A 19,233-nucleotide genomic window follows, 5' to 3' on the forward strand; every position below is an offset into this window, starting at 1 on the left:
CAAAGGGCTGAGCCCTTTGGAATCCCCGTTCGGAACGAAGCCTCACTTGATCAGCCGGACGACCTCGCGGAAGCGCGGGTGCCGGGCCGTGCCGAGCCATTCGAACACCACCATCTCGGTGGTGACGATCTCGGCGCCGTGGGCCGCCATCCGGGCGAGTCCCGCATCCCGGTTCTCGATCTTCCGGGAGCCCACCGCGTCGGCGACCACGGTGACGCGCCGCCCCGCTTCCAGCAGTCCGAGCACCGTCTGCAGCACGCAGATATGCGCCTCGCAGCCGGCCACCACGCAGTCGCGCCCGTCCGGCAGGCGGTCGAGGAAGCCCGGCGCCCGCGTGGCGCCGAAACTCATCTTCGGAAAGGCCGCCCCGGGCTCGGGGGCAAGCTCCGGCACGGTCGGCCCGAGGCCGCCGGCATTCTGCTCGGTGACCAGCACCGGTACGTCGAGGAGCCGCGCGGCCGTGGTGAGGCGGCCCGTGTTGGCGATCACGTCGGCGCCCCCGGCGATGGCCGGCATCAGCCGGACCTGAACGTCGATGACGAGGAGCAGCGAGCGGGCGGGGTCGATCAGCGGCATCGGACGCGGCACAGCCTCAATAGGTCGCGAACAGGCGCGCCACCGCCTCCGGCTCCGCCGTGACGGTCAGCGCCAGGGCGAGGAGGATCCGGGCCTTCTGCGGGGTCAGGTTGTCGGCGCTGAGGATGCCGCGGTCGCGCAGGCGGGTGGTGAGCGGGACCACGCCGCTCCCGGCCCGGGTCGACATCACCACCACGATCCCGGCGGCGGCCGCCGCCTCCAGGGCCTCGGCCTCGCCGGGCGGGACCATGCCGGGGGCGAGCCCCGCCGAGACCAGGCCCCGCGCCCCCGCGGCCTGGAACGCCCGCACGGCGGTGCCGTCGGCATCGGCGTAGCCGTAGGCGATGTCGACCCGCGGCAGCGCGGACAGGTCCTGGATGTCGAAGGGTGTGCCCGGCGCGTGAGCCCGCTCGGAGCGGCGGTAGTACCGGACATGAGCGCCGTCGACATGGCCGAGCACCCCGAAATCCGGTGTCCGGAACGTCTGGAGCCGGGCCACCGAGGTCTTGGTCACCTCGCGGGCCGCCTGGATCTCGTCGTTGAGCACCACGAGGACGCCGCGCCCGCGGGATTCGGGCGCCGCCGCGGTGCGCACCGCCGCCACGAGGTTGAGCTTGGCGTCGGTGGACAGCGCGCTCAGGGGTCGCTGCGAGCCGACCAGCACCACCGGCAGATCCACCGTCAGGGTGAGGTTCAGCGCGTAGGCGGTCTCCTCCAGGGTGGCGGTGCCGTGTCCGATGACGATGCCGGCGAGGTCCGGATGCTCCACCGCGAGTCGCGCACACAGGCCGACGAGGTCGCGCCACTCGGCAAAGCCGATCGCCGGGCTCGGCACCGCCCGGAACGGGACCGGCACCATTGCGGCCACGCCCGCCAGTTCCGGGACCGCCTCCAGGAGGCCGGTGGCGTCGAGGCGCCGGTCGGTGGCGCCGTAGTCGAGGATGTCGAGGGTGTCGCAGCCGAGGGATGCGATCGTCCCGCCCGTCCCGATGAACGCCACCTTGGGTAAACCGGGCCCGTGTCCCGCCGTCTCTGCCGCCATGCCGAGTCTCCCGGCCGTTTCCGGCCCAGCGAATGCAGGCGGACGATGCCGCGGCGAGGGGCCCGGGTCGACCCCGCCGGGCGCAGGCGGGCGATGCGCCGGACGATGGGCGCATCGCCCGGACGCGATCGTGTCAGCTCCGGAAGTCGACCAGCAGCGCCGAGATGTTGGTGCCGGTGCTGGTGCCGCTCGCCCCGTAGCCGGCGCTTGAGGACTGGCTGCTCTGGAGCTGCTGGAGGAAGCTGGCCAGCAGGTCGCTCGCCGACGCCGTATCGGCGCTGCTCGACGAACCGGACGTGCTGCTGTCGGAGGCGGCATCAGACGGCGGCGGGCCGGGCGGGGGGCCCGGGGGCGGGCCGCCGGCGCCGGAGACGCCGTCCTCCGCGTCGGCGGCCTGGGTGCTCTGGCCGTGGCTGGCGAACAGGGTCTTCAGTTCGGTGGCCTGGTCGCTGGTCAGGCTGCCGCTGCTCACCTGATCGGCGATCAGGCTGTCGACCCGGTCCTTCATGGAGGACGGGTCGAGCTTGGCCTGGGTGCCGCCGCTCGCGCCCGTGCGGTCCGCCGACAGGCTCGAATCGATCGACGACAGGGCGCTCGTCAGGGCGGTGGCGTCGGTGCTGCTGAGGGTGCCGGCCGACAGCTCGCTGCTGATCGTGTCGGCCATCCGCGTCTGCGGACTGTCCTGGGTCGACCATCGCGGCGCGTAGAGCTGCGACGCCGTGGTGGAACTGATGCTACTCATGGAAACGCTCGGGGCACGGGACTGCCGGAAACGCCCGGCGGCGGGTCCGTGTGCAAATTACCCACGCGGTTCTTAAGGCCGCGTTTCCCGGGCCGTCGCAATGCGAGGCGCCGAACCGAATTCCGGACGGCGGGAGAGCGGGCGCCTCCGCGCGTCTTCGCGCACCTGCCGTCGGAGCGTCGCGGGGCCAAACCGGAGGCCGCGCGACGGCGCCTCCGATCGACGGCTCGCCCGGGAGGGGATCAGACGCTGGCCGCGACCCGCAGCGGCATCGCCGGCTCGCCCGGACGCGCCGCCGGCCCGGCATGCGTGTAGAGGCCGCGATGCTTCGGATGGGGCATGAGCCGATCGGTCAGCCCGATCACCGTCTCGGCCGCGCCCAGGAGCAGCGCACCCTCCGGCGCGAGCTGGGCGGCGAGCCGGGCCAGCACGTCCGACTTCGTCGGCGCATCGAAATAGATCAGCACGTTGCGGCAGTAGATGATGTCGAACTGGCCGAGCGCCGTGAAGCTGTGCAGCAGGTTGAGCTGGCGGTAATCCACCATGTTGCGCAGGCTCTGGGCGATCTGCCACTGCTCGCCGACCTGGGTGAAGTACTTGATCAGCCACTGCACCGGCAGGCCGCGCTGGACCTCGAAATGGCTGTAGAGCCCGGCCTTGGCCTTCTCGATCACCTCGGTCGAGATGTCGGTCGCCACGATCTCGACCTGCCAGCCGGGCATCCGGGGCGCCGCTTCCTGCAGCAGCATGGCGAGCGAGTACGGCTCCTGACCCGTGGAGGAGGCCGCGCACCAGATCCGAAGCCGGCGCCGGCTGGCGTTGCGCATCAGCGCCTCCGGCAGCAGCGTGTCGCGGAACAGGTCGAACGGGATCCGGTCGCGGAAGAAGAAGGTCTCGTTCGTGGTCATCGCCTCGACCACGTCCCGCTCCATCGCGCCGTTCCGGCCGAGCTTGAGCGCGCCGATCAGCTCGGCGAGGCTCCCGAGCCCGTAGCGGCGGCAGATCGGGGTCAGCCGGCTCTCCACGAGGTAGCGCTTCTCGGCGGTCAGCGCGAGGCCGGAGCGCTGCTTGAGGAAGCCGCGCAGGAATTCGAATTCGAGCTCGGTCATGCCGGCTGACCCGTGATCATGGCGCGCAGCGCCGTCGCGAGTTCGGACAGGGGCAGCACCGCCTCGGCCAAGCCGGCCCGGGCGACGCTGCCCGGCATCCCCCAGACCGTGCTGGTGGCCTCGTCCTGGGCGAGCACCGGACCGCCCGCGTCCGTGAGCGCCCGGGCGCCGTTGGTGCCGTCCGAGCCCATGCCGGTGAGGATCACGGTGGCGGTGGCGGCCCCGAACACGACCGCCGCATCCTTGAACAGCACGTCGACCGCGGGCCGGCAGAAATTCACCGGCGGCCCGTCGGTGAGCTTGATGATGGGCCCGTTCGGGCCCGCGGCGAGGCCCATGTGGCGGCCGCCCGGGGCCACGTAGATGCGGCCGGCCTCGATCCGCTCGTCGGGCTTGCCCTCGGCGGCCTTGATCCCGGTCCGGGTGGTGAGGTGCTCGGCGAACACCGCGGTGAAGATCGGCGGCATGTGCTGGACGATCAGCACCGGGAGCCGGCGGAGCGCCGCCGCGCCGATCCCCTCCAGCATCTCGCCCACTGCCCGCGGGCCGCCCGTGGAGGAGCCGATCAGCAGGGCGCGGGGCGTGGTGCGGCTCCGGACCTTCGGCCGCAGGGTGAAGGGCGTCGCCGGGCGCGGGGCCGCCGGTGCGGCCACGGCGGGCACCGGCTGGGCCGTCGGCACGGGGGCGGAGGCCGGGCGCCGGGTCCGCGCCCGGGCCGCGCCGAACACGCGCACACGCTCGATCAATTCCGCCCGGAACATTTCCGAGGTGGTGACGCCGCGGCTGCTCTCGGGCTTGGCGATGTAATCCACCGCCCCGAGGGCGAGGCATTTCAGCGAGATGTCGGCGTTGCGGGTGGTCAGCGTCGACATCATGACGACCTGCACGCTCGGGCTCATGGCGAGCATGCGCGGTAGCGCGGTGGTGCCGTCGAGTTCCGGCATCTCGATATCGAGCAGGACCACGTCCGGGTCGTGCTTGGCGATCATCTCGACGGCGATGCGCCCGTTGGACGCCGTGCCGACGAGCGTGAACCCGGCCTCGCCGATCCAGCGGGCCACGAGGCCGCGAACCACGGCGGAATCATCGGCCACCAGAACCCGGATCGCGGCGGCGGCCCCGGAGGTACTCTGGGTAGACGGGCTGCGTGGCGGTGCGACCGCGGGGCTCAGGGCCATGATGCGTGCCTCGGGTACGGGGTCGCAGAAGCAGGAAAGGGGTGCGCGCGGCGCGAAAAAGTCAGGCCGCGTCGGCGACGAGCCCGACCTGCTCGAGCTTGGCCGTCAGGATGTCGCGGTCGAACGGCTTCATGATGTACTCGTCCGCCCCCGCCCGCAGGGCGCGGGCGATCGCGCCGATATCGTTCTCGGTGGTGCAGAACAGGACCTTCGGCACCTCGCCGCCCTCGCTCCGGCGCAGGGCCTGGAGGAAGGCGTAGCCGTCCATATTCGGCATGTTCCAGTCGAGCAGGATCGCGTCCGGCATGTTCGCCGCGCAGGCTTCGAGGGCGGCGTTGCCGTCCTCGGCCTCGCTGACGTTCATGCCGAGATCCTCGATGATCCGGCGGGCGACCTTCCGGATCACCGCGGAATCGTCCACGACCAGGCAGTTGGTCTCGTGCGGCGCCTTCATGGCCTTCTCCTCAAGCCGCCTTGGCGCCGGCGGGCGTGAAGCCGAGGAGCGCGTCCACGTCGAGGATCACCAGGAGGCGCCCGTCGAGCCGGTGGACGCAGGTGGCGAGGTTGCGGAAGCGCGGATCGAGGTTGATCGGCACCGCCTCCCGGCTGTCGGCGCCGAGCTTCAGCACCTCGCCGACGCCGTCGACCACGAGGGCGAAGGTCTCGCCCGCCTGTTCGAGGCCGATCGCCATCTTCGGATTGGCCTTCGAGCCGTCCGCCTCGTCCGGCGCGTCGGGCAGGCCCAAGCGGCGACGCAGGCTCATGGCGGTGACCACGCGGCCGCGCAGGTTCAGCAGGCCGACGATCTCGGCCGGCGCGAGCGGCACCGGCGTGACACCCGACGGCACGAACACGTCGTGGACCCGCTCGATCGCCAGCCCGAACAGGGTCTCGCCGACGAAGACCGTCACGAAGTCGTCGGTGGCGCCGGTCTCGACGCCGTTGGTGGTGGCGCCCTTCGCTTGGGCGCCGGTGGCGTTGGCATTGGCTGCCTGCATCGGAACTCTCCGGATGATCGTCTCGATCGTTTCGGTCGACGGGGGCGCGTGGCGCGGGGATCAGGCCGCCTTCGAGACCGTCTCGGCGCCGAGCTCGGCCAGCGCGGCGATCAGGCCGGCCCGATCGAACTTCGCCACGAGATCGGCGATCGCCAGGGAGCGGGCCCGCTCCACCGCATCGGCGCCGATCGCCCCGGTGAGGCCGATCACCGGGAGTGCGGCGAGCCGCGGCTCGGCCCGGCGCATCGCCGCCACGAGGTCGAAGCCGCTGCGGCCCGGCATTTCGAGATCGGTGACCACCACCTCGATCTCCGGATCGGATTGCAGGGTGTTGAGCGCCGCCTCCGCACTCGCCGCCGTGACCACGTTGTAGCCCGCCGCCTTCAGCACCGGGGTCAGCATGTCACGGAAGAAGGCCGAATCGTCGACCAGCAGGATCGTGGAGAGCTGCTCGGGCCGCTTCAGGCCGCGCGCCCAGTCGTCGTAGGCCAGCGGCAGGAAATGGGCGATGTTGATGATGTCGGTCGCCCGGCCCCGCAGCACCGCCGAGCCGATCAGGTCCGAGCGGTCGGCCGCGATCTCGATGTCGAGGCGCTCCTCGACGATGTCGACGATCTCGTCGACCACCAGCCCCATGGCGCGGTCGCCGTCCGAGAACACCACCAGGGCCTGGGTCCCCTCCGACTTGATGGTAATCGCCGGATCGGCCGGCACCAGGGGCATCAGGCGCCCGCGGTACTGGATCAGCGCCCGGCCGCCCAGCCACTCGACCTTGGCGCACTCGATCTCTTCGAGGCGCGTGACCAGCGACAGCGGCACCGCCTTGAAGCTGCCCTGGCCGCCCTTGAACACCAGGAGCGTCGTCTTGGAATCGGCCACCTCGTTCGCCGCATCGTCGTCGGCATCGGCGTGGCCGCCGCTGCCCTGGACGCCCTGCGCCACCTGGCGGGCGACGCCGTTCGGATCGACGATCAGCACCACGGCGCCGTCTCCGAGAATCGTATTGCCGGCAAACATCGGGATGTGCCGCAGCTTCACCGACATCGGCTTCACGACGATCTCCTCCGTGTGGAAGACCTCGTCGACGAGGATGCCGAAGCGCTCCCGCCCGACCTGGGCGACCACCACGAAGCCGGCCTGCTCCGTCTCGGTGCCGGCCTCGGCCTGCCCGAGCAGCCCGGTCAGCGACACGATCGGCAGCAGGCGCTCGCGCAGGCGCAGCACCGGCGCGCCGTTGATCCGCTCGACCCGCTGCGCGCCCGCATCGACCCGCACCAGCTCCAGCACGGCCACCTGCGGCAGGGCGAAGCGATGCTCGCCGGCCCGCACGATCAAAGCCGCCACGATGGCGAGCGTCAGCGGGATCTTGATGGTGAAGGTGGTGCCGCGGCCCGCCGTGGTGGCGATGTCGATCAGGCCGCCGATGGTCTCGATATTGGTCTTGACCACGTCCATGCCGACGCCGCGGCCCGAGACCGAGGTCACCGCCGCCGCCGTGGAGAAGCCCGCATCGAAGATGAACTTGGCGACCTGCGCGTCGGTCATCCGGTCGACATCGGCCTGGGAGGCGAGGCCCCGCTCCACCGCCTTCTTGCGGATCGCCGCGAGGTTGAGACCCTTGCCGTCGTCGGCGATCTCGATCGTGATCGTGCCGCCCTCGTGATAGGCGGCGAGCCGGATCGTGCCGCGGGCGGGCTTGCCCGCCGCCACCCGCTCGGCGGTCGATTCGAGGCCGTGATCGGCCGAGTTGCGGACCATGTGGGTCAGCGGGTCCTTGATGACCTCGAGGACCTGCCGGTCGAGCTCGGTCTCGGCGCCGACCATCACGAGGTCGATCTGCTTGCCGAGTTCCGCCGAGAGGTCGCGCACGACCCGCGGCAGCTTCTGCCACGCATTGCCGATCGGCTGCATGCGCGTCTTCATCACGCCGTCCTGCAGCTCGGCCGTGACATGGGACAGGCGCTGCAGCGGGACCTTGTAGCTCGAATCCTCGTGCCGGCGGGCGATCTCGAGGAGCTGGTTGCGCGTCAGCACCAGCTCCGAGACCATCGTCATCAGGTGCTCGAGCGTGTCGACGCTCACCCGGATCGTCTGGTTCTTGGAGGCGGCCGCCGTCTCGCCCTCAGGGCCGGCCTCGGCCTTCTCGGCGCGCACGGGCTCGGCCTCGGTCGCCTCGACCGGCGCCGGCTCGGCCTTGGGCGCACTCGCCTTGATCTCGCTCACCTTGGGCGCGGAGACAGGCGCAGGCTCGGGTGCGGCGGGCAGAGGCGCCGCGAAATCCGATTCGTCCGGCCCTGGCGCCGCCAGGAACGCGGCCTCCAGCTCGTCGAGCGAGACCTCGCCGGGCTTCAATTCGCGGGCCACCGGCTCGGGCAGCACCGGCTCGGGCGGCGGCGGGGGAGCCGCCGGCTCCGACGCCTCGGGCGCGCCCTCGGCCATGCGCTCCAGGGCGGAGATGAGGTCGTCGTCCGACCCCGCCGGCTCGGTGCCGGTGGCCTCCAGATCGGCCAGGATCTCCTTCAGCCGATCCAGGGTCAGCAGGATCAGCGTCACCGAGGCGGAGGTCGCGGGCAATCCGTCCCGGAACCGGCCCATCAATGTCTCGGCCGCATGCGCCAAGGCTTCGAGACGCGGAAGTCCGAGAAATCCACACGTTCCTTTGATCGTGTGGACCAGCCGGAAGATGTTCCGTAGGATCGTCTCGTTATTCGGATCCTGCTCGAACCGGACGAGCTCTGCATCGACCGTGTCGAGATGCTCGCCGCTCTCAGTCAGGAACTCGCGAAGCAGGTCGTCCATAGGCGCTACTCGTTACCGGAAGAAGGTCTCGCGCACCGTACTTACTCCGGCGCGGTTAGGGAAGCGTTTCAGTTCCTGCCCCGCGCGAGAGTTTTTCATAATTTCATGCCAACGCGGTATCGGAACCCTCACCGGAGGCCTCATCGGATGCTTCGATCACTGTCGGCGCGGCCGTGATCGTCACCTCATCTTCCTGGATGGCGAATCGAACATCCATGGCGGCCGCCCGCGCGACGAGGCCGGCGTAGAACGGCAGGATGCCGTGGGCGTCGACCGTGCCGCTCTCGGGGCTGCCGGCCATCAGCTCCTCCACGTGCGGGGGGATGCGGGCATGCGAGCCCTTGGACTTCAGCACGAAGCGCGGCGCCTCGCCGTCGCCGGAGACGACGACGTCGATCGCGCCGCCCCGGGGGATCGCGGTCGTGGCGATCATCACGAGGTTGAGGAGCAGCTTGACCTTGTTCTTGGGAAACAGCGCCTGCGGGGCGCTCCAGGTCAGCTTGGTCTTGTCGTCGGAGAACATCCCCTTGGCCACGCCCTCGGCATCGGCGAGGTCGATCGAGGCGCCGGCCGATCCCGCGGCCCCGAAGGCGATGCGGGCGAATTTCAGCCGCGCCGAGGCCTGCCGGGCGCTCTTGCCGATCAGCTCCAGCGCGAAGGTGCGCATCGATTCGTCCTGGTCGTCCTCCAGGACTTCGAGGCCGTTCACGATCGCGCCGACGGGGCTGATCACATCGTGGCAGACGCGGGAACAGAGCAGGGCCGCGAGGTCGAGGCCGTCGAGGGTCAGGGTCGGCGAGTTCGGGGACGACATGGTGCGCTCCGGGCGGATCTGGTTCGGGCGTCTGCGGGCCGGGGCCCCGACTGGCGGCCGTTCGTCGGCCGCCGCATCCGGCGTACACGTCGCCCACTAAGGAATCCGCGCGCGCGGCGGGCCGGACCGGGGGCGACGGCCGGTCCGCACGGATAGACGCCACGCCGGCCTTTGAAAAGCGTTACCGGGATTGACGGAACGGTGATCGCGGCCTCGACTCGGCCCCGCGATTCGAGGCCGCACCCGGGAGGATGCGGCATGAGGCGCGGAACGGGACACGGCATGAAACGCGATGTCGGCCTCCGGGTTAGCCCCGTGGTCCGCGGGTTCGGCCGCGGCGGATCCGGAACGCCCTGACCCGCGCCATGCAGCCCGCCATGCAGCCCGCCACCCTGCGCGACACGCTCCACCCCCGCCTCCGCGTCGCGGACCAGAACACCGCGGAGGCCCGGCTCGCCGAGATCGCGGCCGCCCTTCCGCCGGGCTTCCTGACGCCCGCCTGCCGTGACCTGCTCCTGGGTCTCGCCGACCATTCCCCCTTCCTCTGGCAGGCCTGCCGGCGGGCGCCGGAGCGCCTCGTCGCCCTGCTGGAACAGCCGCCGGAGGCGGCAAGCCGGGCCATCATCGCCCGCCAGCGTGCGGCCGGCGCGGCCGGCGCGGCCGGCGGGACGAATCCCGACCTCGCGGAAATCGGACGGCGGCTGCGCGCCAACCGGGAGGCGCACGCGCTCCTCGTGGCCCTCGCCGATCTCGGCGGCTGCTGGGACGTCGCGGCCGTCACCCGGGCGCTGACCGATTTCGCCGACGCCTCGGTGAGCGCGGCGACCGAGGCGCTGCTGCGGCAGGGGATGGCGGCCGGGCGCTTCCGGCCGCCGGATCCGGACGCGCCGCAGGCCGGATCGGGGCTGATCGTCCTGGGACTGGGCAAGCTCGGCGGCGGCGAGCTGAACTATTCCAGCGACATCGATCTCGTGATCTTCTACGAGAACGAAGCCGCGGCCTCCGCGACCGGCGGCGATCCAAAACCGTTCTTCGTCAAGCTGGCACAGGGGCTGGTGAAGCTCCTGTCCGACCGGAGCGCGGAGGGCTACGTCCACCGCATCGACTACCGGTTGCGGCCGGATCCGGGCTCGACCGCGGTCGCCCTCTCGACGGGCTTCGCCTTCGACTATTACCAGACGCTGGGCCAGAACTGGGAGCGCGCCGCCTTCATCAAGGCCCGGCCGGTCGCGGGCGACATCCCGGCGGGCGAGGCGTTCCTGGCCGAACTCGCGCCGTTCATCTGGCGGCGGCACTTCGATTTCCCGGCCATTGCCGAGATCCACGCCCTCAAGCGGCAGATCCACATGGTCCGCGGCCACGAGACCATCGCGGTCGCCGGCCACGACATCAAGATCGGCCGCGGCGGCATCCGGGAGATCGAGTTCTTCGTCCAGACGCAGCAGCTCGTCTTCGGCGGCCGCAAGCCCTCCTTAAGGGGCCGCTCCACCGTGGCGATGCTCGACGGCCTCGCGGCGGCGGGCTGGATCGACGCACAGGCCCGGGACGAGCTGACCGAGGCCTACGGCTTCCTGCGCACCCTGGAGCACCGGATCCAGATGGTCCGCGACGAGCAGACCCAGCGCCTGCCGACCGGCACCGAGGCGCTGACCGGGCTCGCCCTGTTCGCGGGCTTCCCGGATCTCGCGGCCTTCGAGGCGGCGTTCCTGCATCAGGCCGGCCGGGTCCAGGCCCATTACGCCCTGCTGTTCGAGGCGGAGGATCCCGCCGCCGAGGCCGGCCTCGTGTTCGGCGAAGGCGAGGCGCCCGAGCCCGAGACCCTGGCGCGGCTCGCGGCCTTCGGCTTCCGCGAGCCGGAGCGCGCCTGGGAGACCGTGCAGGGCTGGCATCGCGGCCGCCGCCCGGCCCTGCGCACGGCCCGAGCCCGGGAGATCCTCGCCGAGATGCTGCCGGCGCTTCTGCGGGCCCTCGGCGGCACCGCCGATCCGGACGCGGCCTTGCTCGCCCTCGACCGGGCCTTCGCGCGGATGCCGGCGGTGGCGGAACTCCTGGCCATCCTGCGCGCGCACGAGCGCCTGCGCGTGCTGTTCGCCGACATCCTCGGCACGGCGCCGCGCCTCGCCGATACGGTGGGCCTGAGCCCGCACGTCCTCGACACCGTGCTCGACCCGGATTTCGTCACGCCGGATCCGGATCCGGACGCGGTGCGCGCCCAGTACCGGGCTTTGGTCGGCCAGCCGGCGAGCCACGAGGAGTTCCTGGATCGCTGCCGGGACGCCACCCGGCAGATGAATTTCGTGACCGGCGCGCGCCTGCTCTCGGGCATCCTGACGCCCCGGCAGGCCGGGGAGGCCTACGCGTCCATCGCCGATGCGACGGTGGCGCTCAGCCTGGAGGCGGAGGCGCGCCGCTTCGCGCAGGATCACGGCGCCGTGCCGAAGGGGCGGTGCTGCGTCCTGGCGCTCGGCCGGCTCGGATCGCGCCAGCTCAGCGCCGAATCCGATCTCGATCTCGTGTTCCTGTACGATTTCGATCCCGAGGACCGCACCAGCGACGGCCCGCGCCACCTCGACGCGGTGGTGGCGTACAACCGCCTCGCGCAGCGCCTCACCGCGGCGCTCACCACGGCGACGCGGCGTGGCCGGCTCTACGCGGTCGATCTGCGCCTGCGGCCCTACGGCAGCCACAGCCCGCCCGCCGTGCAGTTGACCGGCTTCACCACCTATCACCGCGAGGCGGCGGAGCTGTGGGAGCATATGGCGCTGGCCCGGGCCCGGATCGTGGCGGGCGACGCCACCCTCGGTGCGGCCGTCATGGCCGAGATCGCCGCGATTCTGTCCCAACCGCGCGAACCCGCCCAAGTCTGCGCCGAGGCGGGGGCGATGCGCACCCTGGTCGCGCAGGAACGCGGCGATGCCGGCCCCTACGACCTGAAGCTCGCCCCCGGCGCCCTGTTCGACCTCGACTTCCTGGCCCAGGCCATCGTGCTGAGCCACGCGCATGACTGGCCGGACTGCATCGGGCTCAGCGCGGAGGCCGTGTTCCGCGGGGCGGCGGCGCGCGGCCTGCTGCCACCCGAGACAGCAGAGGCCCTCGCCGAGACCTACGGGTTCCTCGACGCGGTCTATCAGTGGCAACGGCTGGTGATGGCCGATCCCGCCGCGGAGCCGTCCGGGACGGCGGCCCGGCAGATCGCCAAGGCGGTGGGCCTGCCGGACGCGCGCAGCCTCGCGGCGGAGCTGCACCGCCACCGGCGCCGGAGCCAGGCCCTGCTGGCGCGGATCCGGCGGTCCTCGCGGCGGGCGGCCAGCCCTTGAGCTGCGTTCCGCGCGGAAGAGCCAGCCGCCGCAGCGCGGGTGTCGGCAGCAGCACCGAGACCGCAGACGCGCCGGGGATTGAACGCCAGATTGCGGATCGATGGCCGATTCGTACGGTGAACCGTCGACATCGCGCGTCCGCTCGGGCATTCAATGAGGTCTTGGGAGGGACCATGACGGGCACGGCGACGATCTCGACGCCTGAGCGCGAGCGGATTGCCGCGGCGCTCGCCGAGATCGCCTGCGCGGCGGGCGAGATCCTGCGCCGCTATCACCGGGGTCCCTGCCCCCACGCCCTGAAGCCGGACGGCACCCCGTCGAGCGCTGCCGATGTCGAGGCCGAGGATTTCATCGTCGCCGCCCTGGCCGCGCAATTCCCCGGCATCGCGGTCGTGGCCGAGGAGCGCGCGTCCGCGGCGCGGGGCGCCCTGGCGGTGCCGGCCGGGACCTTCTTCCTGGTCGATCCCCTGGACGGGACCCGCGACTTCCTGGCCGGCACGCCGGATTATTCGGTCAACATCGCCCTGGTGGCGGGCGAGCGCCCGGTGGCGGCGGCCCTGGCGGCACCGGGTCTCGACCGGGTCTGGTGGGCGGGCACGAAGGCCGTCGAAGCTTCGGTGACCGCGGGCCGCCCCGGCGCCGGGCGTCCGGTCCACGCGCGGGCCGCGCCGGCGGCCGGCCTCGTGGCGCTCGGCAGCCGCCGGCACGGCGATGCCGAGACCGAGACCTGCCTCGCCGCCCTCCCGGTGACGGAGACGCGCCATTTCGGCTCCGCCCTCAAGTTCGGGCTGATCGCGGCCGGCGAGGCCGATCTCTACATCCGCTGCGGCCCGACCATGGAATGGGACACGGCGGCAGGCGACCACATCGTGGCGGCCGCCGGGGGCTGCGTGGTGGTGCCGGGGGGCGGCCCGATCCGCTACGGACAGCACGGATCAGACTATCGCAACGGGCCGTTCGCGGCGCTCGGCGATCCATCCCTGGCCCCGCGCCTCGCCCTGCCCGCCGCCTGCGGCACGAGCGCCGGCCGGCCGACGCTCAGCGCGGCGTCGTAGGCGCCGCGTCGGGCTGGTCGCGCAGGCCCGGCCAGGCGGCCTCCGCCCGGCCGGCGAGGCCGGGATCGGCCAGGAACCGGGCACGGCGCCCCGCGTCCCGGAACAGGTAGAGGCGGTTGCCGATCACCGCGAAGACCAGGGGATCGGCATCCACCAGCCGGCCGTCGAGGATTCCGGCGGCGTCGTAGCCCCCGAGCCGGGGCGCGTAGACGGTGGGGTCGTCCCGGAAGACTTCGCGGTTGGCATTGCTGGCGAAGCGCCAGACCCGTCCACCCCAGGTCAGCTCAAACCGGCCCGTCCCGGCGACCGGGCCGCCCTCCAGGAAGTAGCTGACCGGATCGAAGCCGTTGAGCGTCAGCAATGCGATCGGCGCCCCCAGCGACTCGCCCGCCGCCGGCCCGGCCAGCACCAGGGCGGCGCAGACGGCGATCGCGCGCGCCCGCCCCAGCCGGCGCGGCGCGCGGGGTGCGGGGTCAGGACGCGTTAACCACATCTTGCGAATTCCCCCGGAAGCTGATCCGACTCATCCGACCGGACACCCGCGGGATCGCGGATCAGGCGGGATGATCCCCCGGGCCGCCGCCGGTGCCGGCCGGGCGGGACGAGAGCGACACAGATCCATCGCACGAACCGTTAATCGAACCGGGCGAGGAGACAACGATGACGGCACGAGACGATCGCGGCCCCGACCGGCGCCGCCTGCTGCGCGCGGGCCTCGCCCTGGCGCTCGGCGCCCCCTTCGGCATCCCGGGCAAAGCCCTGGCGCGGGGCGAGGATGGCGACACGCCCGAGACCTTCCGCCCCGGCGAGATCGTGGAATCGGGCCACCGGTTCTTCGGCTCGGTCTCCCGCGGCCTCGCGCTGACCGTCGAGGAGGCGGGCCGGCGCTGGGGCGAGCCGAACGGCTACATCCTCGGCCAGGAGGGCGGCGGCGCCGTGGTGGCGGGCGTCCGCTACGGCGAGGGGACCCTCTACACCCGCAATGCCGGCCAGCGGCGCATCTACTGGCAGGGGCCGTCGCTCGGCTTCGACGTGGGCGGCGACGGGGCGCGCACCATGATGCTCGTCTACAACCTGCCGAACGTGCGCGACCTGTATCGCCGCTTCGCCGGCGTCGACGGCTCGGCCTATCTCGTGGGCGGCTTCGGCATGACCGCGGTGGTCAACGACCGGATCATCGTGGTGCCGATCCGCAGCGGCGTCGGCGCGCGGCTCGGCATCAATGTCGGGTATCTGAAATTCACCCGTGAGCCGACCTGGAACCCGTTCTGATGCATCGGCGCGACGATCGGATTTCACCCTTCGGATCAACCTGGGCTAGAGTGGAGACGGGCCGGGTCGTCCGGCCGGATGCGCGGGTTGTTCCCTCGTGATCGAAGCGGTGATGATCTTCGCGCTGGGCTTCCTGGCGGCGAGCCTGTGCGGCCTGCTGCTGCTGCCGGCCCTCAACGCCCGCGCCGCCCGGCTGGCCCGGCGGCGGGCCGAGGCGCGCCTGCCCCTGTCGCCGGCCGAGATCGCCGCCGAGCGCGATTTCCTGCGCGCGCAATTCGCGGTCCAGCAGCGCCGCCTGGAGCGCAAGGCCGAGACCGCGGAGGCCAAGCGCCAGGCCGAGATGGCCGCGCTCGGCGCCGGCACGATGCGGGTGGCAGCCCTCGCCCGCGACGTCGCGGCCCGGGACGCCGAGATCGCTCAGGTCCAGGCCAAGACCCGGGAACTCGAGACCGAGCTCGTTCTCGCCCGCGACGACGGCACCGCGAGCCTCGCCACGCTTCACGCGCTCGAGGAGGCCCATGCCGACCTCCTCGACACGCTGCTGGGCCTGCGGCAGACGGCGCGACACGCGGCCGAGCCGGATGCCGTGGCGGCCGAGCGCGACGACCTGCGCGCGAGCCTGAAGGCGGCCGAGGAGGCCCTGGCCCTGACGCTCGCGGATCGCCAATCGGATCGTCAGGCCGGCATCGAGCGGGAGAACGCGGATCTGCGCCGGCGAATCGCGGAGGTGGCCGACGCCGTGACGAGCCAGGGCCGCCTGCCCCGGGCCGCCTATCCGGCCGCCCAGCCGGAGCGCGTCTGACCCGGTCTCGGGCTGTCCCACCGGGCCCGCGGGGCGGAAACCTGCGTCGCGCGCCTTGTTTCGACCATGCAAAGGCCCCATCGCAGCGCGGACGCCTTCTGCACGTCTCCATTTCCGACAGATGGTACGGATACCCATGCGCCTGAAGCCAATCATCCTCGCCGTCGCGGCGGCCACTGCCCTGACGCTGCCGGCAGCGGCGCAGCAGTCGAAGCGCGGCAACGAGACCCTGAAGAAGTACTGCACCGGCGATTACCTGACCTATTGCGGTAGTCTGGCGCCCGACGATCCGGCCACTGATGCCTGCTTCCAGAGGAACTGGAAGAAGCTCAGCGAGAACTGCCGCCGTGCGATCGACGCCTACGAGGCCGAGCAGCAGCAGGACGCCCCGACCAAGGACCGGCAGGGCGCCCAGGGCGGCCGGGAACGCCGCGGCTGAGGCCGGCGCGCGCCCCGAGGCTGTTGCGGCCGCGCGCTCGCGCCGGCGGCCGCCAACCGCTAAGGTCGGGCTCCCGCCGGCGCCCCACGCGCCGGTGCCGAGCCCGCCGGACCCTCGTGCGATGTTGTCGAACCCCGCCCTGAAACTCTTCGCCGCATCCGGCCTCGCCGCCCTCGCGCTCGCCGGCTGCGGACGGCGCGGCGCCCTGGAACCGCCGCAGACCTCCGCGCCCGCGCCGGCCAACGCCGCGCAGGCCGGTTCGGACACGGTGAACGGCCGCCGGACCCTGCCGGTCTCGGTGGGCCTCGGCGGCGGCGCGCCGGAGCCGGATCCCGCGTCGGTCCGCGCCGGGGACGAGCTGTCGACGGCGGCGGTGCCGCCGGGCGGCACCGAAGCGCCGGTGCAGACGAGCCGCGGCGCGCGGCGGGGTTACCGCGTTCCGAAGGACCCTTTCATTCTGGATCCGCTGCTGTAGAGGGCGGGGGCCGGGGCTTCGTACCGCTGTCCGAGTCCGGATGTTTCACGGGAAACACCTCCGCCCCGGCGCCAGACGAGACACGGCCGAGATGCACCATTTCCACTACCGCGACGGCCGGCTGCACGCCGAGGACGTCGACCTGACGGACCTCGCCGCGGAAGTCGGCACGCCGTTCTACTGCTACAGCACCGCCACGCTGGAGCGACATTACCGCGTCTTCGCCGAGGCCTTCGCGGGGGACGACGCGCTGGTCTGCTTCGCCATGAAGGCGAACTCGAACCAGGCGGTGCTGCGCACCCTCGCGGCCCGGGGCGCCGGGATGGATATCGTCTCGGGGGGCGAGTTGCACCGGGCGCTGGCGGCCGGGGTCGATCCCGGCAAGATCGTCTTCTCCGGCGTCGGCAAGACCCGGGCCGAGATGGAGGCCGCGCTCAAGGCCGGCATCTTCTGCTTCAACGTGGAGAGCGAGCCGGAACTCGCGGCGCTCTCCGCGACCGCCACGGCCCTCGGCGTCACGGCGCCGGTCTCGATCCGGGTGAATCCGGACGTCGATGCCGGCACCCACGCCAAGATCTCCACCGGCAAGTACGAGAACAAGTTCGGCATCCCGATCACCCGGGCGCCGGCGGTCTACCGAGCGGCGGCCGCGCTGCCGGGCCTCGCGGTGCACGGCGTCGACATGCATATCGGCAGCCAGATCACCGATCTCGCGCCCTTCGCGGACGCGGCGCGGCTGCTCGCCGGTCTCGCCCGGGACCTGATGGCGGCGGGCCATCCGCTGCGCCACATCGATTTCGGCGGCGGCCTCGGCATCCCCTACCGCGACGACAACGCCCCGCCCCCCGATCCGGCGGCGCTCGCCGCGACCCTGCGGCCGCATTTCGCGCCGCTCGGCCTGCGGCCGGTCTTCGAGATCGGCCGGATGATCGCCGGCAATGCGGGAATCCTGGTGACCCGGGTTCTGTACGTGAAGCACAGCGAAGGCCGCACCTTCGTGATCGTCGACGGGGCGATGAACGACCTGATCCGCCCGACCCTGTACGAGGCCTATCACGGCCTGCGCCCGGTCGCGGAGCCGGGGCCCGACACGCCGTGGCACGTCGTCGACGTGGTCGGCCCGGTCTGCGAGAGCGGCGACTATCTCGCCCTCAACCGGGAGATGCCGGAGGTGAAGGCCGGCGACCTGATCGCCGTGATGAGCGCGGGCGCCTACGGGGCGGTCCAGGCCTGCACCTACAACACCCGGCCGCTGGTGCCGGAGGTTCTGGTGCGGGGCGATCGGGCCGCGATCGTGCGTCCGCGCGTCGAGGTCGAGGCGCTCGTCGCCCTCGACCGGGTGCCGGATTGGCTGGCGTGAGCGTCACACCGACAGGCGGCGCCGGCCCCCTCCCCCTGTCGATCTTCGTCATCGCCCACAACGAGGCGGACCGGATCGGCGCGACGATCCGGGCGGTGCGCGCCCTGACCGACGACCTCGTGGTGGTCGATTCGGGCTCGACCGACGGCACGCAGGCGCTGGCCGAAGCGCTCGGCGCACGGGTGATCCACAATCCCTGGCCGGGCTACGGGCCGCAGAAGCGCTTTGCCGAAGAGCAGTGCCGCCATGTCTGGCTCCTGAACCTCGACGCCGACGAGGTGGTGCCGGACACGCTCGCCCGGGAGATCCGCGCCCTGTTCGCACAGGGCGAGCCGCGGCGTCCGGCCTGGCGGATCGGCATCGCCGAGATCTTTCCCGGCGAGGCGCGTCCGCACCCGCTGGCCTACACGCTGACGCCGGTGCGGCTCTACCGGAAGGACCGGGGCCGCTACGCCGCCTCGCCGGTCCACGACCGCGTGGCGCTGGAACCGGGGGTGACGGCGGGGCGGCTCAAGGGCGTGATCCACCATTTCTCGGTGCGCTCGCTCGGCGATCAACTCGACAAGCTCAACCGCTACTCGGACCAGCAGGCGGACGACCTGGAGGCGCGCGGGGTGGTGATTCCGGACTGGCGGGTCTTCGTCGAGCTGCCGGGCAATTTCCTGAAGGCCTATCTCGGCCGCCGCCATTTCGTGCGGGGCACTTACGGTTTCCTGACGGCGATGAACTACGCGATCTCGCGGCATCTGCGCATCGCCAAGCACGTCGAGCGCCGCCGCTTGGCGGCGGTTCGTCAGGACCGGGTTGACCCGCCCGGGCCGACCTTCTAGAGCCAGAACGCCGGAGACGTGGCCGAGCGGCTGAAGGCACTCGTTTGCTAAATGAGCATACCCAGAAATGGGTATCGAGGGTTCGAATCCCTCCGTCTCCGCCACCTATGCATCGCCGCGAAAAGCGCAGCGATTACAACGGCCCGGCGGCATCTACGATCCACGAAGTACCGCAAAAGTACCACAGATTCCTGGGCACCGCGTACCACGGCCGCCGCGCGAATCCACAGGATCGGGCACCCTGTCCTTGCCGGCGCCGGTTGAAAGCCTGGACGCAAACGTATCGCAGGTTAGACCGTAAGGCGCTTAGCGCCTCACATGCGATACGTTTCGGGCGGTGGTGGTGCCCCGGGAACGAGTTGAACGTCCCTCTCCGCGTTTTCAGCGCGGCGCTATCACCGAGTCAGCTGCCGGCGCTCGGGGCG

At 71.9% G+C, this 19,233-nt stretch carries 18 protein-coding genes and 2 tRNA genes; 9 read left to right on the forward strand and 11 right to left on the reverse strand.

The features are described from left to right. Positions 1 to 42: 42 nt before the first annotated feature. From FVE89_RS20070 to FVE89_RS20110, 9 genes are all read right to left on the reverse strand, one after another. On the reverse strand, positions 43 to 576 hold the full coding sequence (locus FVE89_RS20070) for an isochorismatase family protein (RefSeq protein ID WP_160536076.1): 534 nt from the start codon (positions 574 to 576) through the stop codon (positions 43 to 45). A 16-nt stretch (positions 577 to 592) separates the two neighbouring features. Beyond that, positions 593 to 1,618, reverse strand: a complete 1,026-nt coding sequence (locus FVE89_RS20075; RefSeq protein ID WP_160536077.1) for an asparaginase — start codon at positions 1,616 to 1,618, stop codon at positions 593 to 595. A gap of 133 nt (positions 1,619 to 1,751) precedes the next feature. Further along, entirely contained in the window at positions 1,752 to 2,360 is a 609-nt protein-coding gene (locus FVE89_RS20080) for a hypothetical protein (protein ID WP_160536078.1), read from the reverse strand. 242 nt (positions 2,361 to 2,602) lie between these two features. Continuing rightward, positions 2,603 to 3,469 (reverse strand): protein-glutamate O-methyltransferase CheR, encoded by an 867-nt coding sequence (locus FVE89_RS20085; protein WP_160536080.1) that lies wholly within the window; start codon positions 3,467 to 3,469, stop codon positions 2,603 to 2,605. After that, entirely contained in the window at positions 3,466 to 4,647 is a 1,182-nt protein-coding gene (cheB, locus tag FVE89_RS20090; RefSeq protein WP_160536082.1) for a chemotaxis-specific protein-glutamate methyltransferase CheB, read from the reverse strand. Before cheB ends, FVE89_RS20085 begins: the two co-directional genes overlap by 4 nt. Before the next feature lie 61 nt (positions 4,648 to 4,708). Further along, positions 4,709 to 5,101 (reverse strand): response regulator, encoded by a 393-nt coding sequence (locus FVE89_RS20095; RefSeq protein ID WP_160536084.1) that lies wholly within the window; start codon positions 5,099 to 5,101, stop codon positions 4,709 to 4,711. A gap of 10 nt (positions 5,102 to 5,111) precedes the next feature. Continuing rightward, on the reverse strand, positions 5,112 to 5,645 hold the full coding sequence (locus tag FVE89_RS20100) for a chemotaxis protein CheW (RefSeq protein WP_160536086.1): 534 nt from the start codon (positions 5,643 to 5,645) through the stop codon (positions 5,112 to 5,114). Positions 5,646 to 5,705: 60 nt separating this feature from the next. Beyond that, complete coding sequence (locus FVE89_RS20105) at positions 5,706 to 8,444, reverse strand: hybrid sensor histidine kinase/response regulator (RefSeq protein ID WP_160536087.1); 2,739 nt, start codon at positions 8,442 to 8,444, stop codon at positions 5,706 to 5,708. A 103-nt stretch (positions 8,445 to 8,547) separates the two neighbouring features. Further along, a complete protein-coding gene (locus tag FVE89_RS20110) occupies positions 8,548 to 9,258 on the reverse strand; it encodes a histidine phosphotransferase family protein (protein ID WP_160536089.1) in 711 nt (236 codons plus the stop codon). Between the two features lie 365 nt (positions 9,259 to 9,623). On the opposite strand from FVE89_RS20110, the gene FVE89_RS20115 reads away from it, so the two are divergent. Both FVE89_RS20115 and FVE89_RS20120 read left to right on the forward strand, forming a co-directional pair. After that, positions 9,624 to 12,575, forward strand: a complete 2,952-nt coding sequence (locus FVE89_RS20115; RefSeq protein WP_246731054.1) for a bifunctional [glutamine synthetase] adenylyltransferase/[glutamine synthetase]-adenylyl-L-tyrosine phosphorylase — start codon at positions 9,624 to 9,626, stop codon at positions 12,573 to 12,575. A gap of 173 nt (positions 12,576 to 12,748) precedes the next feature. Further along, positions 12,749 to 13,630, forward strand: coding sequence for a 3'(2'),5'-bisphosphate nucleotidase CysQ (locus FVE89_RS20120; RefSeq protein WP_160536092.1), 882 nt, complete (start codon positions 12,749 to 12,751; stop codon positions 13,628 to 13,630). Here the strand turns inward: FVE89_RS20120 and FVE89_RS20125 are convergent. Next, positions 13,614 to 14,123, reverse strand: a complete 510-nt coding sequence (locus FVE89_RS20125; protein ID WP_160536094.1) for a YHS domain-containing (seleno)protein — start codon at positions 14,121 to 14,123, stop codon at positions 13,614 to 13,616. The genes FVE89_RS20120 and FVE89_RS20125 overlap by 17 nt on opposite strands. A gap of 167 nt (positions 14,124 to 14,290) precedes the next feature. Between FVE89_RS20125 and FVE89_RS20130 the strand changes: the two genes are divergently transcribed. The 7 genes from FVE89_RS20130 to FVE89_RS20160 all read left to right on the forward strand — a co-directional run bounded on the left by FVE89_RS20130 (position 14,291) and on the right by FVE89_RS20160 (position 18,912). Continuing rightward, a complete protein-coding gene (locus tag FVE89_RS20130) occupies positions 14,291 to 14,902 on the forward strand; it encodes a DUF1134 domain-containing protein (protein ID WP_160536096.1) in 612 nt (203 codons plus the stop codon). A 112-nt stretch (positions 14,903 to 15,014) separates the two neighbouring features. After that, entirely contained in the window at positions 15,015 to 15,704 is a 690-nt protein-coding gene (locus tag FVE89_RS20135) for a hypothetical protein (RefSeq protein ID WP_160536098.1), read from the forward strand. Positions 15,705 to 15,840: 136 nt separating this feature from the next. Next, on the forward strand, positions 15,841 to 16,143 hold the full coding sequence (locus FVE89_RS20140) for a 3',5'-cyclic-nucleotide phosphodiesterase (RefSeq protein ID WP_160536099.1): 303 nt from the start codon (positions 15,841 to 15,843) through the stop codon (positions 16,141 to 16,143). A 121-nt stretch (positions 16,144 to 16,264) separates the two neighbouring features. After that, positions 16,265 to 16,618 carry a lipoprotein gene (locus FVE89_RS20145; RefSeq protein ID WP_160536100.1) on the forward strand — a complete coding sequence of 118 codons (354 nt, stop codon included), beginning with the start codon at positions 16,265 to 16,267 and terminating at the stop codon, positions 16,616 to 16,618. A gap of 91 nt (positions 16,619 to 16,709) precedes the next feature. Continuing rightward, positions 16,710 to 17,978: a diaminopimelate decarboxylase gene (gene lysA / locus FVE89_RS20150; protein ID WP_160536102.1), complete on the forward strand. Its 1,269-nt coding sequence runs from the start codon at positions 16,710 to 16,712 to the stop codon at positions 17,976 to 17,978. Beyond that, complete coding sequence (locus FVE89_RS20155; RefSeq protein WP_160536104.1) at positions 17,975 to 18,808, forward strand: glycosyltransferase family 2 protein; 834 nt, start codon at positions 17,975 to 17,977, stop codon at positions 18,806 to 18,808. The genes lysA and FVE89_RS20155 overlap by 4 nt, the downstream gene beginning before the upstream one ends. A 12-nt stretch (positions 18,809 to 18,820) precedes the next feature. Further along, positions 18,821 to 18,912 (forward strand) — tRNA-Ser (locus tag FVE89_RS20160). Positions 18,913 to 19,149: 237 nt separating this feature from the next. Here FVE89_RS20160 and FVE89_RS20165 read toward each other — a convergent pair. Beyond that, positions 19,150 to 19,225 (reverse strand) — tRNA-Phe (locus FVE89_RS20165). Positions 19,226 to 19,233 lie beyond the last annotated feature (8 nt).

This window comes from Methylobacterium sp. 2A (assembly GCF_009806555.1).
In the GTDB taxonomy this organism is placed as follows: domain Bacteria; phylum Pseudomonadota; class Alphaproteobacteria; order Rhizobiales; family Beijerinckiaceae; genus Methylobacterium.